Here is a 16,082-nt window from a genome sequence, read left to right on the forward strand (position 1 = left end):
AATATTTAAATCGATTTAAGAAAATACTGAAACTTTCCGCTGTGAGAAAAGTGCTTGAAACGTTATTGTTTCAGGCACTCGGAATTATTGAGACCTTAGACTCAATAATTAGTCATGGAACTTTAAAGAAGTTCGCTGACGTCCGTACTCACCTAAGGAAAGTTTTTAAGATATTTTGTCTTCAATCTGAAAAGAGCCTTTCGGCTCTTTTCTATATCATTATTTTGCTAAAGCTCCCATTGGATCCCACGGTGCTAGGACAATTGGTTCTGCTTCATAGGCTGCTAATTCGTCTGCTGTTAGGAATTCTTTACGAACCACGATTTGATAGGTATATTCATCCATCCAAGCATCAGAAGCCACAAAGTAACCATCTGTACCGACCTTGTCTCCCCATGAATTTTCAACCTTCCATTTACGAGGCTGACCTGCTTCGTCTAAATCAACCCCTGTCAAGACCATAGCGTGTGTCATGAGACTTTCTGCATAGTCCAAGCGACCCGCCTTGTCTTGTGTCAAATGAATGTCCATGCCTGCTTCAAAATCGTAGACATCTGTTGCCAGGATTCCGGCTTTACGGTTGCTGACTTGGCCTACATCTGAACCAAACCAGACAGTTTCTCCTGCTTTCATTTGAGCAATAGCTAATTCTTTCAATCGATCCATTGGAACATTTAGGTAGCGGACTGGACGGCTACCAACCACATTGCCCAGCATATCTACGGTGTAAGATTTTCCATATGGCTTATCTGTAGTTGGGGCATTGATAATGGAGACGTAATCGTCTAATTGAAGGTCTACATATTTTTTGTAGAAGCTTTGTGGAGTTAAGCCACTTTCGGTATGGAATTGGTTGTCCTTATCACGGTATGAAAAGTCAAATTCACGCGGAGGCAATCCTAAAGACATAGCCAAGAAGTTAAAGATTTCTTGCAACAACGCTTGTTTCTTGCTCGCAACTGCCTCACTATCTGCGCCTGAGTGAATCAAGTCACGCAAGATTTGCGCATCTTGACGCAAGAGTTTATTGAGGTAGGTGTTCAATTCCCGGCTATTACTTGAAGAAATCGATTCCGGATAAACTGATTTTGGAACCACTCCGTATTTCTCAAAGAGGGATACCACCATATCCCATTGACCACCATCTTGTTGTGGGGTTTGTAGGAGAAAAGCCACCTTACGGCTGGTCAATTCTTGATCTGCTGTAGCAATCACTTGCTCCAAAAACCAGTTTGATTTTTCATACTTATCCCAAAAGAAAGTATGTGCTTGAGACAATTCAAAATCCTCCAATTGGAAGCTTGAAATCATCTTGTGACGGAAGGTATTTAAAGCCGCAAACATCCAACAACGTCCAGATGCTTTTTGGTTTGTCACCTTATCCTTGGTCAAATCAAGTGAAAAAACTGGTGTATTTTCTACTGCACTCTGGCGCGTTTCAAGCGATGCATGGATCCCGTTGTGGGTAACAGTATTTTCAAGAGCCGCATATTTCACATTTGCTTCATAATTAGCATAGAGCTGGTCTGTAAATTCTTGTGTTAATTCTGACATAAGTTTCTCCTTTGTAAAGCTACTTACCATTATAGACCATTGACAAAAATCTTCAAGTAAAAATTGTTTTAAAGGTTAGAAGAATGGATGGTGTATGTTATTTGATCTCCAATATAGCCTTTTCTAGCAACAGCATTTGGAAGAGTAGTCAGATAATGCATGCCAGCTTTTTCCATGACTCTCCCCGAAGCAGGGTTCAAACTGACATACTTTGCCTGAACTTCTTTAAATCCAACTTCTAGTAACAAAAAGTGTAAAACAGCCTTTAGAGCTTCTGTCATTATTCCTTGACCCCAGAAGTTTTTTCCTAGAATATAGCCAACTTCACATATTTCTTTTTGTGGATCCTGGGAAACAACACTGATATTTCCTATCACTTGCTTGGGATCCTCTTTTTTGCAAATCGCCCATTTGTAGGTGTTTTCCTCTTGGTAATGAAGGAGCCATCTCTCAATCGAAGCTTGAGTCACTTGAGGATTTGGATGCGGATCCCAAGTTACATATCTGACATTTTCTGAATCAGACGCCCAATTTTCAAACATTGCCTTTGCATCCTCTACAACAAAGTGTCTTAAGAATAAACGCTTGGTTTCTAATTCGATCGACCCCAAATTCCTCATCCAATTTCCTCCTATCCTATTTTAAAAAAGTCGGCTTAACCGACTTTTCTTTCTTACCCACGCCAGAAGGTATCAAATACCGTAATTGGTAGATGGCGTTTGTGTTGGCCTTTGTACCACCATTTTTCAATAGTTGCTTGAGTTTCTGGGCTCACTTGTTTGCCTTCTAGGTAATCATCGATTTCATTATAGGTGACACCCAGTGCTACTTCATCCGCAACACCTGGTTTTTCTTCTTCCAAATCTGCAGTTGGGATTTTCTCATAGAGAGCAGGATCAGCTCCTAGGGCTTTAAGCAATTGTTTTCCTTGGCGCTTGTTCAATCGGAATAGAGGTAAAATATCGGCACCACCATCCCCAAATTTGGTGAAGAAACCTGTAATGTTTTCCGCTGCATGGTCCGTCCCAATTACGGCTCCACTCCGCGCTCCTGCTAAAGCATACTGAGCAATCATACGGCTCCGTGCCTTGATATTGCCCTTGTTGAAGTCGGAGATATCCGTTCCTGTTGCTTCAACAGCACGTTCCATGGCATCGACCGATTCCTTAATATTGACAACTAAGCTCACATCAGGCTGGATGAAGGCCAAGGCTTTTTGGGCATCTGCTTCATCTGCCTGCACGCCATAAGGAAGACGAACGGCAATAAATTGGTAAGAGGTATCTCCAGTCTCGCTCCGCATTTCTTCCATGGCTAGTTGGGCCAACCGTCCTGCAAGGGTTGAATCTTGCCCTCCTGAGATTCCTAAGACAAAGGTCTTCAGAAAGGGATGTTTTTGCAAGTACTCTTTTAAGAAATCAACTGACCGACGAATTTCTTCCTGTGGATCAATGCTAGGCTTCACACCTAATTGTTGAATAATCTCTTCTTGCAAACTCATTTTGCATCTCCTTCTCCATTGGCTTTACTGCGCATTTTCTCAATCAAATCCATCTTATCTTGCCAAATATCCTGTGCCAGATCAACAGGGTAGTGTTGAGGATTGAGGACACGTTTGTATTCATCCCACAATTGATCGTAATTTTTCCGAGCATATTCTTGAATTTCTGATAATGTTGGCAATTGATAAGCCAATTCTCCCTCTTTGAAGATCTCTACTAGAAGAGGAACAGCCTCAAAATTCCGAACTGTTTTATTGATGTAGGTATATGTCGGATGGAACATCTTGAGCTCAGTCAACTGGGAAACATCTACACCATCATAGGTGATGTAGTCCCCTTCCGACTTACCTTTCTCACGGCTGGTAATCCGCCAGACTTGCTTCTTACCAGGAGTAGAAACTTTCTCTGCATTATTGGAAAGCTTGATGGTATTGATCATCTCGCCTTTTTCATTTTCTACAGAGACAATCTTGTAGACTGCCCCTAGAGCCGGCTGATCATAAGCAGTGATTAATTTTGTACCGACTCCCCAAACATCAATCTTAGCCTTTTGCATCTTGAGGTTGAGAATGGTATTTTCATCAAGGTCGTTCGATGCATAGATTTTAGCATCTGTAAAACCAGCCTCATCTAATTGCTGACGAACTTTTTTAGAAATATAGGCAATATCTCCTGAATCAATTCGAACACCTAAGAAATTGATTTCATCCCCCAATTCACGCGCTACCTGGATAGCTGCAGGGACCCCGATGCGAAGGGTATCATAGGTATCTACGAGGAAGACACAATCTTTATGGGTTTTGGCATAAGCCTTGAAGGCTTGGTAGTCATTCCCATATACCTGCACAAGAGAATGGGCATGGGTTCCTAAAACTGGGATTCCAAAGAGTTTTCCTGCACGCACATTACTAGTCCCATTGGCACCACCGATAACTGCCGCACGTGTTCCCCAGATGGCAGCATCCATTTCTTGCGCACGACGGGTTCCAAATTCCATCAAAGGCTCATCTTCAATCACCGAACGAATACGAGCTGCCTTTGTTGCGATCAAGGTTTGAAAATTGACGATATTCAAAAGGGCCGTTTCCACCAATTGACACTGAGCCAGAGGTCCTTCTACTTGTACAATCGGTTCATTGGCAAAGACTAAGTCTCCTTCTTGGGCCGAGCGTACTGTCAGTTCCAGCTTGAGATCACGGAGATAGTCCAAGAAGGCCCCGTGATAACCAAGTGACTCTAAATAAGCAATATCACTCTCTGAAAATTGCAGATTCTTTAAATAATCTACAATTCGCTCTAAACCAGCAAAAACAGCATAGCCATTTTTGAAAGGTTGGTTACGGAAGAATACTTCAAAAACAGCATGTTTATTGTGGATTCCTTGATCAAAATAGACTTGCATCATGTTTATTTGGTATAAATCAGTATGCAAGGTTAAACTGTCATCTGGATACATATGTACTACCTCTTTTTTTATTGATTTGTTCTATGAAAGACTACCATAAAATTAGTACCATTATAGCATATTTCAGCCCTATTGAATACTGAAATAAAAACAGAAAAAATCTGAGACACAAAGCCCCAGATTTCTTAAAGTTTAAGCGTTTTCTGTGATATATTTGTAGACTTCTTGTCCAGCAATTGCGCCGTCTCCGACTGCTGTCGTCACTTGACGTAGGTCTTTTTGACGAACATCTCCGACTGCAAAAATACCTGGAACAGCCGTTTTCATATGATCATCTGTCACCACCCAACCGTTCTCATCCAAAATACCAAGATCGCTTGCAAAATCGCTAACAGGATCTAAACCTACATAGATAAAGACGCCACCAACGGCTTTCTCTCTGACCTCTCCTGTCTTGACATCTTTTAAAAGAACAGAGGTTACCTTTTGATCTCCCTTAATTTCTTCAACAACAGTATTCCAAGCAAAGTGGATTTTATCATTGGCAAAAGCTCGATCTTGAAGAACTTTTTGGGCCCGAAGCTCATCTCGACGATGAGCAATGGTCACTGTCTTTGCAAACTGAGTCAAAAAGACAGCTTCTTCTACCGCAGAATCGCCACCACCAACGACTAGGAGATCCTCATCTCGAAAGAAAGCTCCGTCACAGACAGCACAATAAGAAACTCCTCTGCTATTCAGTTCCGCTTCACCAGGGACATTCAATGAACGGTGGTTAGACCCTGTTGCAATCACCACGGTTTTAGCCTCAAATTCTCCATCATCTGTTATGATTTTCTTACTAATTCCCTTGTCTTCAATGCGCTCTACTTGACCAAATAAATGCTCCACACCAAGATTTTCTAAAGGTTCAAACATTTTTTCAGCCAATTCTGGACCACTGATATTTGCATAGCCAGGATAGTTTTCAATGTCAGACGTATTGTTCATTTGACCGCCTGGAATTCCTCTTTCAATCAGCGCAACTTTTAAATTACTTCGTGCCGCATAAAGGGCAGCAGTCATCCCTGCAGGACCTGCTCCAATAATCACTGTATCAAACATACTCAACCTCTTTCTGTTTCGTTGTCATCATTATAATTCTAACACGATCTTTTTGCAATTATCGTGCTTGAAAGATAAACAAGATCCCTATGACCGCAAAGGTTAAAATAGGAATCGTCATGATATCAATTAAGAGGATATCATACAAATGCGCTTGTCGTTGCTTGGCTGTTTTATCTTTCTTCTTAAGGGCACGATAGCCAATCCAAACACAAGAAGCAATTGCCACTAAAATTGTTGTCGTCACTAGACTTTGCAGATATAAGGATAATAATTTATTTAACATCATGACTCCAAATATTTTTACATTTTCAGAAAACAAACCCAGCTAGCACCGCCAGCTGAGTCTTACCTCTTTTCTATTATATCAAACATAGGTCCGTTTGTAACTAGCAAAGAATTCTTTTGTCCGTTCTTCTTTTGGATGTTGCATGATTTCCTCTGGTGTTCCAGATTCAAGAATCCGTCCTTTATCCAAAAACAAGACCTTATCTGCCACTTGCGCTACAAAAGACATATCATGGCTGACCAGTACCATGGTTTGCCCTGATTTGGCTGCATTAGCAATGGATTTTTCCACTTCTCCAACCAATTCTGGATCCAAGGCTGAAGTTGGTTCGTCCAGCAAAAGAACTTCTGGTTTCATGGCCAAGGCACGAGCCAAAGCCACGCGTTGCTTTTGCCCACCTGAGAGGTGACGAGGATAGTGATTTTGACGATCCGATAGGCCGACTTTTGCTAGTTCTTCTCGTGCAATTTTCGTTGCTTCTTGATCGGATAAGCCCTTGACAACAACGAGCCCTTCTTTCACATTTTCAAGAGCTGTTTTTCTTCCAAATAAATTAAACTGTTGGAAAACCATGGCCAATTTTCTTCTTAAGGTTAAGATTTGATCTTGGCTAATGTGCTCAAAATCAACCTCGAAATCATCAATCTTAATTCTACCGCTATCCGGTGATTCCAAATAGTTTAAACTACGTAAGAAGGTTGATTTCCCAGCACCCGAAGACCCGATTAAGGCTACGACTTCCCCTTTTTGAATTTCCAAACTCAGTTTATTTAAAACCTTTTGACCTGAAAATGTCTTTGATAATTCTGAAATATAAATCATTAGATCCGGACCTCCTGATCTGGTAAATCAATGGTTACGGGAGTCTCAATATCCAGTCGACGTTCAATGTGGCGGCCTAGCATTTCAATGAGGATATTCACAATCCAGTAAACAATCGATACTGTGATAAAGCGTTCAAAGTACTTCAAATCGCTCCCCCCAATAATCCGTGCTTGGGCAAAAATTTCAACCACACTGGCACTAAAGGCGAGCGAGGTCCCCTTGGTTAAGCCAATGAGAGAGTTGATTAAGGTCGGGGTTGCAACGACTGCTGCATTGGGAATAATAATCCGGCGATAAACTTGACGGTTGGTCATCCCAAGACTACGCGCTGCCTCAATTTCACCAGGATCAACCGATAAAATGGCTGCCCGGATGGTCTCACTAGCATAAGCTGCCTCATTAAAGGCAAGAGCCACAATTGCAAATAACTCAGCTGGAATGGCATTAATATTAAAAGCTGTTCCATAAGACTGATTGATCGCTTTTAAAATAAGAGGAATCCCATAATAGGTCAACATCAACTGAACCAACAAAGGAGTCCCCCGTAAAAAACTGACAAAAACAGCTTGAATCGGGTAAAGAATTCGTACACGATTAATTTTGACCAAAGCAAAAATCATGGCAAAAATAATTCCAAAAAATGCGCCTCCTAGGGCTAATAAAATCGTCACAGGCAATTTTCCTATGACAGCCGGAAATGCATCCAATACGGCTCTCAAACTAAACAGCTTGCTATCTGGAACGTGTTTTAAAAAGTCAGCATACCAGTTGGCAGCTAAAAGATTAGTTGTAAACATTTTTGTTACTTCCTTTCTCGAACATAAACATTCTATCACATTCACTATCGGAATTCCAAAAATTGCTACAGAAATAGAAAAATGATAGACTACTCAAATTTAGTCTATCATAATTTTAGACAAGTTCCTAATAGTTTTTCTTTATGGAGTTCATAAAGAAAATCTATGTTTTCTTCTGAACATTTGAAAGAAGGGGTTAGAAAGTTTGGCGTTTGGCCTTTCGTTCCGCCCGACCACGCGCACGGTTTTCAGCCCGCTTAGCTTTTCTCCGCTTTTCATCAACTGCCCATTTGATTTTTTTCTTGTAGCCTGGTTTGATTTTTTTCTTTTTCTTCTTCACCAGACCAATCATTTCGATGTCGAGTTTCTCTTGCTTTTTCTCACGATTGGCCCGTCTGTCCCGATCATAAGTATCTTCAATAACCCCATTTTTCAACACTTTCGGTACGAAACGAATTCCCATTTTTTCGAGTTCACGGATATCTGAATCATCACTCGGTTGATAAAGAGTAATAGCGACACCTGGTAGACCATTGCGTCCTGTCCGGCCAACACGGTGAACAAAGAAGGAAAGATCTTGTGGAATAGCATCGTTGATGACATGACTCACCCCTTCGATATCAATTCCACGAGCCGCTAAATCGGTGGCCACAATATACTCAAAATCAAGATTTTTCACCTGGTTCATGATCCGTTTCCGTTCACGTGGTGGAATATCTCCGTGAATCTTCGCCACTTTTAATCCTTGAGCCACTAAATAGGCATGGAGATCATCTGCTCTCGTTTTGGTATTGACGAAAATCATGGCCAAATAAGGTTGCAAGGTCTTGGTCAATTGGTAAATTTGCTCATTTTTATCCCGACCCTTAGTCGAAACCAGCCAATTATCGATGGTATCTGAAATCACCGTCTTGGTCTTAATTTGCTCCATGACTGGGTTTGAGAGATATTTTTTCAAGAAAGGCTGCAATTTTTGCGGAATGGTGGCTGAAAAAACTAAAAATTGCAGTTGTTGCGGAAGCCTTGAAGCAATCTTATCCACAGTAGACAAGAATCCCATGTCCAGCGTCATATCTGCCTCATCTACCACAAAAGTATGAGCCTTATGAATAGCCAGATCACCCGATGCAACCAGATCATAGATCCGGCCTGGAGTTCCAATCACGATATGTGGTTGTTTGACCTGCAGTTTTTCAATCTGACGGCTTTTATCCGTTCCTCCAACATAATTCACAATTCGAATCTCTTTTTCAGAATGACTAGCGATTTGACGAGCAGCTTGGTAAATTTGCGTCGCCAACTCCCGACTAGGAGCCGTGATGACCGCTTCAACTTGTTGGCTGTCTTCATTTAAGGTTTGAAAAATCGGCAAGAGGAAAGTATGGGTCTTCCCAGAACCTGTCTTTGACTCTCCTACCAAATCATTTCCAGCTAAGACAATCGGAATTAGTTTTTCCTGTACTTCGGTTGCTTCTCTAAAATTGATTTCTTTCAGTGCCTCTTGAATATAGGGCTTAAAATTAAACTCTGTAAATTTCATTTTCTCAGTTCCTTTCATGATCTCTATTATTATATCAGAAAAGCTGACTTCGTGCCTCTCTTATGAGTCATTTTTCCTAACCAACAAAGTCTCTCTGAGTCAGCAAAAAAGCGATGGGCAAGCCCACCGTCTTTTTTTATAAGTAGAGAAGAACAAGAGTGATGACACTTGTTACCAAGGCAATGGACCACATAAAGGCATCCACTTTCCATTCTGACCAGTTTTGGCCATTTCCAGAAAGTCCCCCCAGTTCTAAATGATGGTGGAAAGGAGTCATTCTGAAAATCCGTCGCCCTTCCCCGTAGCGTTTCTTGGTCCATTTGAAATAGGTCACTTGTAGCATCACTGAACCTGTTTCAATGACATAGACCAGACCAATCAGGAGCAAGGTCCACTCTACATGCAGAGCCATTGACAAAGCTGCAAGCATCCCTCCAAGAGCTAGACTACCGACATCTCCCATAAAGATTTTAGCCGGCTTGTGGTTGAAGACAAAGAATCCTAGCAAGGCCCCAATCATACTCAAGGTGACAAAGAGAATGTCCCATTTCCCTTGCATATAGGCAATAAAGGAATAGGCACTCAGGCTAATGGCAACGGAGATGCTGGCTAATCCATCGATCCCATCTGTCAAATTGACAGCATTTGAGAAACCAACCAACCAAAATAAAGCAAAGAGAATGTAGAAATGGCCCAAGTAAAGTTCATATCCGAAAACATTCAAAAGGCTTCCTGCACCGTGGCGTTCAGAAAAAATATAGAAGATGATTCCACCAACAAGTTGAAGGGCCAATTTTTGTTTTGGGTTAAGACCTTCATTAATCTTACGAAAAACTTTTAAAAAGTCATCCAAAAATCCAACAATTCCATAAAGAATCAAGATAAATAGAATCAGTTGAACAGGGCGCGTGAAATTTCCAGTCAATACGGTAACGACAAAACTAACTAGAACGGCTGTAATGAGAAATACAACTCCACCCATTGTCGGAGTGCCAGCTTTCGCTTTGTGTTGTTTCACATCTTCGTGCATTTGTTGCCCAGAAATATGAGCACGATGGTAAAATCGAATAAAGGCTGGAATAGCAGCCACTGTTAATAGAAACGATACAAGGATCGTAGCAATATACATCTTAGTCTCCTAATGTTAACGTAATCTTTTTAGTTTTATTGAGTGAGGTGTTCATTTTGACACTTTGTTTAGTTACTTTCTTTCCACTACCTTTATAGGTAATCTCAATTCCAGTCCATTCTCCAAAGATGTCTGCATTTTTCTTAGTCCAACCATACATATCTGGAACCGCATCAAAGTCTTCTGTCAATAACAATACTTGCTGATTGGCTTTGACTTTAGAGCCTATATCCACAGACATTTTGCGGATATTTTCCCCGGTTCCTAGGACAATTGGTTGCACCAAATTGCGACGCAATTCCTCTGAATAAGCACCTGGGCTCAAATTTTGTTTCAGATTCAACTCCTTAGAGAGAGTTTCTACTGAAGGGATTTTGTAGGTCGTTTCTTTGGTCACACCATCCAACGTTGGTGCCTCTGATGTTAAGTGCAATTCGTCTTTTAAAGCAACTGCATCTTCCAAAATAGGATTGACCAGCTCTTTCCAGCTGGTGAATGAGAATTTCACTTCTGGTTGTTGGACCGTCACATACATGATGAATTCAGGATCTTCTGCAGGTGTCATGGCTACAACCGAGTAGATATAATCATTTTCTCCTTGCAAGTATCCTTGATCTGTCGCCATTTGGGCAGTCCCTGATTTCACCGCAACGTTTTGACCGGGTACCTGAATGATGGGTCCATCACTGTACAAGGTTCCATACTCTGGATCTGTTCCGACCGTGATCATATAATTTCGAGTCTGTTGTGCAGCTGATCCTGAAACTGGTTTTCCAACAACTTCTTTTTTTGATTTGCGGGCCGTGTCTGATTTTTTATCGTAAATGGCACTAATAAACTTCGGCTCCAACATTTGTCCATCATTAGCGATGGCGCTAAAGGCCCGTAACATTTGGGTTTGACTGACGGAAATCCCTTGACCGAAAGAAGACATGGCTTGAGTGACATAGTTATCACCTGGTAGGCCTCCAAAACTTTCGTCTCCCATTCCAAAACGTGTAGGAAGTCCGAACTTAAAGAGTGTGAGGTAATTCATCCAGACACTATTGCCCATCTTCTGTTCTAGCTTGGTCATCCCAATATTACTTGAATAGGCAAAAGCTTGGGCAATATTCATATAGCGACCTTCTGACAAGCCCATATTGACATCCCAGTCACGGATCGTCGCATCTTTTACTTGTAGTTCGTTATTGTAGTATCCCTCATTATAGGCTGGGAAAGTCCCATGATCAATCGCCGCAGCCAAGGTCATGACCTTCATAGTCGAACCTGGTTCGTATTGACCCTGGTAAAGAATCGTGTTCCAGGTTCTCAGATTCTTAATATCCAAGCCTTCTTTGGTATCTGCATTATAGGTTGGACGTTGTGTCGTTGCAAGGATTTCCCCCGTTTTGGCACTGACCAGGGTCGCACTGACATATTTCCCTTTCACCTTTTCTTGGAAAACATCCATACGCGTCTCAAGGTAGGTTTGTAATTCTGCTGAAATGGTCGTATAGACATCTTTTCCATCTTCTGTTTTGACAGAAACCTTATCTGAACCAGGAACGATATTGCCGTTTCGGTCTTTATCATAGGTGATAACCCCATTTTGACCAGCGAGAATACGATCGAGGGATTTCTCCATCCCTGATTGTCCCTTCAGGGTTTTATTCCCCTCTTTATCTTCTTGAAGAGAGGCCTGACCTATAAATTGAGAAGCAAAAACTCCATTTTTATAGCTTCGATTTGGACTGGTTGTAAAGGCAACACCTTCAATCTTCGCCGCTTCCATGGCCTCACGGATGGCTGTCATATTACTATAAGTTATGCCGTTTCCGTTCGAGCCAAAAGAAACCTGTTTCAATTTCTTTTGCGACAACTGTTGAATGACGTAATCCTCATCCATCCCTAAGTACTGCTTAAAGATTTCTGCTACTTTTTTAAATTGGCTCTCTTCTACATAGAGGACTTTCCCAGTTGCTGATTTGTACTTTTTATCAATAACGGCATAAACGTTATAGGTCGTAGCATCTTCTGCAATTACTGCTCCATTTCGGTCATAGATCGTTCCACGTTTTGCAGGAACAATGACCGTCTGCTCATGGACTTTTTTTGCTTGATCCGATAAGGTCACACCAAATTTCTTATCGGTGCCTATAATCAGAGCAAAATTTAAAAGGAAGAGAAAAAAGAGGAAAATCGCCAGTACACTGAGGTTTTTCCCAACTTGTTTTCGATTTTGAGCCGGTAAACGGCGTTTTTTCACCGAATACCGAATCAAAAACTTTTTAAATTTATTCATCACTACTTGCACTCACTGTTTTTCGATTTTCTTTTTGTAACTTCATTCCTTGCGAACTGGCAAGTTTCGACAACCGATCATAGCGCGTCAATTCATTTACCTCTTGACGAACATCTGCCAATTCTGTTTTCTTTGTTTCCAGTTCTGTATTTAAATCTGTCAATTGATTCTGAACTTGCAAAATCCGTGTTTGCATAAAGACAATGCTGATGGCTAAAATCACACCCGTTAAAACGATCGAGCCGTAAAAAGCCTTTTCTACTCTGGAGAAACGTCGAAAGTGATCTTGTAAGATCTGTGCTCTTGTTCTCTCTTCTTTTGCTGGCATATTCATTCCTCTTATTTGTGTATTTTTTGAGCTACCCGCAACTTAGCAGAATGGGACCGATTGTTTTCCTCAAGCTCTTCTTGACTAGGTAGGATTGGCTTGCGGTTGACCAATTCTATTTTGGGTTTCAACTCATCTGGAATAAAGGGAAGTCCTTTGGGTACTTCAACAGTTGAAGCTTCTTTAAAGAGTTGCTTGGTCAAGCGATCTTCTAGCGAATGAAAGGTAATCACTGAAATGCGGCCTCCGATGGCAAGCAAATCCATAGCTTGTTGAATCGATTCATCGGCTGCTCCCAACTCATCATTGACTTCGATACGAATAGCTTGAAAAATCTGTTTAGCAGGATGGCCCTTTTTCTTGAGTTCCTTAGCTGGTTTAGCTGATTTAATGATCTCTGCTAATTCCGTTGTCGTTTCAATTGGTTTAATAGCCCGTGTCTGCTCAATTTTCCGAGCAATTTGCTTTGAAAATTTATCCTCTCCATACTTGAAAAAGATTCGGACTAAATCATGATAATCATAGGAATTCACAACTTCATAAGCTGTCAAGGAAGCCTCTTGATTCATGCGCATGTCCAAAGGTGCATCTTTCTTATATGAAAAGCCGCGTTCCCGTTCATCCAATTGAGGGCTGGATACTCCTAAATCGTAACAAATTCCATCGATTTCAGTCACTCCCAATTCATTTAGGCGCTCCTTCAACTGACGGAAGTTTCCCTTAATAAAGGTTACCATGCCTCTCTCAATGAAAGGAGACAAACGAGTTTTCGCATTCTCAATCGCATGCTGATCCTGATCAAAGGCGTATAAATGACCAAATTCACTTAACTTTCCTAACAAATATTCACTATGTCCTGCTCCCCCCAATGTGGCATCCACATAGACCCCATCTGGCTTAACATCCAGCATATCAATGGTCTCATGGAGCAAAACGGTTACATGATGAAATTCTTTACTCATATCTTTACTATTTTACCATAAATAGGGACAAGATGCACCCCTGAAAGAATTTTCATTAAGGGATATTTTTTCTTATGTCTGTCTCTTCGAATGCCCTAATGAAACCTTGATTTTACTTGTTTCCTCTGTATTTTATGATACAATAATCTTATGAAAATAAAAAAACAAATACTAATTCCACTATTACTGGTTGATTTGATCGCCCTCTACTTATTTTTCACCACTATTGAAGCTTGGATTTTTTGGCTTGCCGCTACCATTCTTGTAGCCTCTTTTTGGGGATTCAAAAAAGCCTACCAACAGCAAAAAATGAAAGATAAGGAATGATGAGCGCTCTTCATTTGATTTTCTAAATCCTTTTGAAAGCTGAAGAAAGTGCGCTTTGAAAACCATATTCGTAACCTTATATAACGCTGATGATCGATTGAAGCTTGGGACGGTTCCCAGCTTTTTTTGTTGGATGATTCTCTTAAAAAGTGACGATCATTTTTGGCAATAGAAAAACCCACCATCGGGTGAGTTTTCAAGTTATTTAGTGTATCTCCAATTACTATAAATTCCAAAGAGGACGATCCAGATCGTAGCTCCGATCGCTCCAATGTATGTTGATTCTTGCAAGAAGAGACAAACGAATACAAAGAGGAAGAAAACAATGGTCAATGGATTCAACACTTTATAAGCTGGCATGACAAAACCATCTGGCATAAATTCTTTTGATTTACGGTACTTAAGATGGGCAAGCATGGTCAAAATATAAATAGCAATGTAGACACCAGATGAAGATGCCGTAATCAAGGCAAAGGCATCCGATACACCTGGCAAGATATTGATAAAGGCTGAAACAGCCACCACAATCGCAGAAAAAATAATCGCGCGACTTGGAATTCCCATACGAGATAAGCTATTCAACTTCAAACGATTCATCACTTTACTGTTTGGTGTTTCTTTTGCAATCTGGTACAAGTGACGCCCTGTTGAATAGAGGGTAGAATTCAAGGAAGACGCGGCAGCTGTCAGCACAACAAAATTAATTAACCCTGCTGCCCACTTGATCCCAACCATCTGAAAGACGGTCACAAATGGTGACTTATTGACAGGGAGCTGTTGCCAAGGGAAGATAGCCATAATGGCTAACAAAGCTCCTACATAGAAGATCACAATACGGATCGGAATTTCCTTGATCGCTTTTGGTAACACTTGACGAGGATTAGCGGTCTCTGAAGTGGTAATCCCGACAAACTCAATTGCCTGATAGGCAAAGAAAACCATTTGGAAGGCCATCACAAACTTAACCCAACCATTTGGAAACATCTGAAATCCATTGGTAATATTGGCTAAGCTGGCATGTCCTGCTGGTGTCTCAAAGTTGCTCATCACCATAAAAATACCTGTTGCGATTAAGGCTAGGATGGTAATAATTTTGATCATACCAAACCAAAATTCGACCTCTCCAAAGACCTTGACGGCTATCAAGTTCACACAACTCAACAGTGCTAGAAAGACAATTTGAATCTGCCAAGCAGGCCAATCAGGGAACCACAATTGAACATAGTTTGAAACTGCTGTGATCTCTGCCATTCCTAGAAATATCAAGGAAACCCAATAGGACCAACCCGAAAAGTATCCCCAGCCTTTTCCTAAATACTTGGTGATAAAATTGATGAAGGTATGTTGGTCAGGATCCATATAGAGCATTTCCCCAATGGCCCGCATCATCAAATACATAAATCCGCCTGTCAGCAAATAGACTAAAATAATGGATGGACCTGTTAGAGAGAGGGAACGCCCAGCTCCTAGAAAGAGTCCTGTCCCAATGGTCCCTGCAATCGCAATCAGCTGCACATGCCGATTTTGCAGACCCCGGACCATCCCATTTTCAGTTTCTTCATTCGAGTGAAGTTTTTTTGACATATCACTACTCCAATTCTCTTATCTATATTCTAGAAAAATACACTTTAAATTTTTCACAATCTATACTATACCATGATTTTTACAATCGGTCAATATAGTGCAGAATATTCTGAATTTTTATTTTTAAAACGAAGAGAGTGTCGAAATTTCTCCGACACTCCCCTTCTATCATGAGTTTGGATCATCAAGGCTGCGTCCGTGCAAGCCTTTTTCACGTTGCACCTGGCGAAGTTTTTCAGGTGTCACATCGTTTCCTTCTTCATCCACAATTTTGATTCCTTCGATGTGGTGACGAACGGAGCGACGATAACCTTCAATATATTCTTCGCGAAGTTCAGCTTGTTCAACTGCTTCTTCCGGTGTTAAGCCAACTTCTTTTTTCTTTTTTGCAAGCTCATTAATCCGAGCGATTTTTTCAGGTGTCATTATCAGACCTACTTTCTACCTGTCAC

16 protein-coding genes are annotated in these 16,082 nt (G+C 41.0%); 1 reads left to right on the forward strand and 15 read right to left on the reverse strand.

The window, feature by feature from the left end:
- Nucleotides 1–219: 219 nt before the first annotated feature.
- The 13 genes from pepC to rsmH form a co-directional block, all read right to left on the reverse strand.
- Nucleotides 220–1,554: an aminopeptidase C gene (gene pepC, locus BTU61_RS07330; protein WP_200772984.1), complete on the reverse strand. Its 1,335-nt coding sequence runs from the start codon at nucleotides 1,552–1,554 to the stop codon at nucleotides 220–222.
- Nucleotides 1,555–1,622: 68 nt separating this feature from the next.
- On the reverse strand, nucleotides 1,623–2,174 hold the full coding sequence (locus tag BTU61_RS07335; protein ID WP_200772985.1) for a GNAT family N-acetyltransferase: 552 nt from the start codon (nucleotides 2,172–2,174) through the stop codon (nucleotides 1,623–1,625).
- 53 nt (nucleotides 2,175–2,227) lie between these two features.
- A complete protein-coding gene (nadE, locus tag BTU61_RS07340; protein WP_200772986.1) occupies nucleotides 2,228–3,055 on the reverse strand; it encodes an ammonia-dependent NAD(+) synthetase in 828 nt (275 codons plus the stop codon).
- Complete coding sequence (locus BTU61_RS07345) at nucleotides 3,052–4,512, reverse strand: nicotinate phosphoribosyltransferase (protein ID WP_200772987.1); 1,461 nt, start codon at nucleotides 4,510–4,512, stop codon at nucleotides 3,052–3,054. The genes nadE and BTU61_RS07345 overlap by 4 nt, the downstream gene beginning before the upstream one ends.
- Nucleotides 4,513–4,653: 141 nt before the next feature.
- Nucleotides 4,654–5,565: a thioredoxin-disulfide reductase gene (gene trxB / locus BTU61_RS07350; RefSeq protein ID WP_200772988.1), complete on the reverse strand. Its 912-nt coding sequence runs from the start codon at nucleotides 5,563–5,565 to the stop codon at nucleotides 4,654–4,656.
- A gap of 58 nt (nucleotides 5,566–5,623) precedes the next feature.
- Nucleotides 5,624–5,851, reverse strand: a complete 228-nt coding sequence (locus BTU61_RS07355; protein ID WP_200772989.1) for a DUF4059 family protein — start codon at nucleotides 5,849–5,851, stop codon at nucleotides 5,624–5,626.
- 81 nt (nucleotides 5,852–5,932) lie between these two features.
- A complete protein-coding gene (locus BTU61_RS07360) occupies nucleotides 5,933–6,676 on the reverse strand; it encodes an amino acid ABC transporter ATP-binding protein (RefSeq protein ID WP_200772990.1) in 744 nt (247 codons plus the stop codon).
- A complete protein-coding gene (locus BTU61_RS07365) occupies nucleotides 6,676–7,476 on the reverse strand; it encodes an amino acid ABC transporter permease (RefSeq protein ID WP_200772991.1) in 801 nt (266 codons plus the stop codon). The genes BTU61_RS07360 and BTU61_RS07365 overlap by 1 nt, the downstream gene beginning before the upstream one ends.
- Before the next feature lie 196 nt (nucleotides 7,477–7,672).
- On the reverse strand, nucleotides 7,673–9,016 hold the full coding sequence (locus BTU61_RS07370) for a DEAD/DEAH box helicase (RefSeq protein WP_023920282.1): 1,344 nt from the start codon (nucleotides 9,014–9,016) through the stop codon (nucleotides 7,673–7,675).
- A gap of 136 nt (nucleotides 9,017–9,152) precedes the next feature.
- Complete coding sequence (gene mraY / locus BTU61_RS07375; RefSeq protein WP_200772992.1) at nucleotides 9,153–10,145, reverse strand: phospho-N-acetylmuramoyl-pentapeptide-transferase; 993 nt, start codon at nucleotides 10,143–10,145, stop codon at nucleotides 9,153–9,155.
- A gap of 1 nt (nucleotide 10,146) precedes the next feature.
- Complete coding sequence (gene pbp2x / locus BTU61_RS07380) at nucleotides 10,147–12,429, reverse strand: penicillin-binding protein PBP2X (protein ID WP_200772993.1); 2,283 nt, start codon at nucleotides 12,427–12,429, stop codon at nucleotides 10,147–10,149.
- Nucleotides 12,422–12,757, reverse strand: coding sequence for a cell division protein FtsL (gene ftsL / locus BTU61_RS07385; RefSeq protein WP_200772994.1), 336 nt, complete (start codon nucleotides 12,755–12,757; stop codon nucleotides 12,422–12,424). The genes pbp2x and ftsL overlap by 8 nt, the downstream gene beginning before the upstream one ends.
- An 11-nt stretch (nucleotides 12,758–12,768) precedes the next feature.
- On the reverse strand, nucleotides 12,769–13,719 hold the full coding sequence (rsmH, locus tag BTU61_RS07390; protein WP_200772995.1) for a 16S rRNA (cytosine(1402)-N(4))-methyltransferase RsmH: 951 nt from the start codon (nucleotides 13,717–13,719) through the stop codon (nucleotides 12,769–12,771).
- 150 nt (nucleotides 13,720–13,869) lie between these two features.
- On the opposite strand from rsmH, the gene BTU61_RS07395 reads away from it, so the two are divergent.
- Nucleotides 13,870–14,046 carry a hypothetical protein gene (locus tag BTU61_RS07395; protein WP_187538214.1) on the forward strand — a complete coding sequence of 59 codons (177 nt, stop codon included), beginning with the start codon at nucleotides 13,870–13,872 and terminating at the stop codon, nucleotides 14,044–14,046.
- Between the two features lie 201 nt (nucleotides 14,047–14,247).
- Here the strand turns inward: BTU61_RS07395 and BTU61_RS07400 are convergent, their stop codons facing one another.
- The gene (locus tag BTU61_RS07400; protein ID WP_200772996.1) at nucleotides 14,248–15,630 is read right to left on the reverse strand and encodes an amino acid permease; all 1,383 of its coding nucleotides are present in this window, start codon (nucleotides 15,628–15,630) and stop codon (nucleotides 14,248–14,250) included.
- Between the two features lie 168 nt (nucleotides 15,631–15,798).
- Nucleotides 15,799–16,056, reverse strand: coding sequence for a DUF896 family protein (locus BTU61_RS07405; protein ID WP_187538210.1), 258 nt, complete (start codon nucleotides 16,054–16,056; stop codon nucleotides 15,799–15,801).
- Between the last annotated feature and the right edge of the window lie 26 nt (nucleotides 16,057–16,082).

It is taken from the genome of Streptococcus lactarius, from assembly GCF_016642265.1.
Lineage (GTDB): Bacteria > Bacillota > Bacilli > Lactobacillales > Streptococcaceae > Streptococcus > Streptococcus lactarius.

Coding starts and splice junctions, on each gene's coding strand:
- BTU61_RS07365 (WP_200772991.1), bottom strand. CDS start 7,476: ATGTTTACAACTAATCTTTTAGCTGCCAACTGGTATGCTGACTTTTTA.
- nadE (WP_200772986.1), bottom strand. CDS start 3,055: ATGAGTTTGCAAGAAGAGATTATTCAACAATTAGGTGTGAAGCCTAGC.
- trxB (WP_200772988.1), bottom strand. CDS start 5,565: ATGTTTGATACAGTGATTATTGGAGCAGGTCCTGCAGGGATGACTGCT.
- BTU61_RS07395 (WP_187538214.1), top strand. CDS start 13,870: ATGAAAATAAAAAAACAAATACTAATTCCACTATTACTGGTTGATTTG.
- mraY (WP_200772992.1), bottom strand. CDS start 10,145: ATGTATATTGCTACGATCCTTGTATCGTTTCTATTAACAGTGGCTGCT.
- BTU61_RS07405 (WP_187538210.1), bottom strand. CDS start 16,056: ATGACACCTGAAAAAATCGCTCGGATTAATGAGCTTGCAAAAAAGAAA.
- BTU61_RS07400 (WP_200772996.1), bottom strand. CDS start 15,630: ATGTCAAAAAAACTTCACTCGAATGAAGAAACTGAAAATGGGATGGTC.
- pbp2x (WP_200772993.1), bottom strand. CDS start 12,429: ATGAATAAATTTAAAAAGTTTTTGATTCGGTATTCGGTGAAAAAACGC.
- rsmH (WP_200772995.1), bottom strand. CDS start 13,719: ATGAGTAAAGAATTTCATCATGTAACCGTTTTGCTCCATGAGACCATT.
- BTU61_RS07370 (WP_023920282.1), bottom strand. CDS start 9,016: ATGAAATTTACAGAGTTTAATTTTAAGCCCTATATTCAAGAGGCACTG.
- BTU61_RS07355 (WP_200772989.1), bottom strand. CDS start 5,851: ATGTTAAATAAATTATTATCCTTATATCTGCAAAGTCTAGTGACGACA.
- pepC (WP_200772984.1), bottom strand. CDS start 1,554: ATGTCAGAATTAACACAAGAATTTACAGACCAGCTCTATGCTAATTAT.
- BTU61_RS07335 (WP_200772985.1), bottom strand. CDS start 2,174: ATGAGGAATTTGGGGTCGATCGAATTAGAAACCAAGCGTTTATTCTTA.
- BTU61_RS07345 (WP_200772987.1), bottom strand. CDS start 4,512: ATGTATCCAGATGACAGTTTAACCTTGCATACTGATTTATACCAAATA.
- ftsL (WP_200772994.1), bottom strand. CDS start 12,757: ATGCCAGCAAAAGAAGAGAGAACAAGAGCACAGATCTTACAAGATCAC.
- BTU61_RS07360 (WP_200772990.1), bottom strand. CDS start 6,676: ATGATTTATATTTCAGAATTATCAAAGACATTTTCAGGTCAAAAGGTT.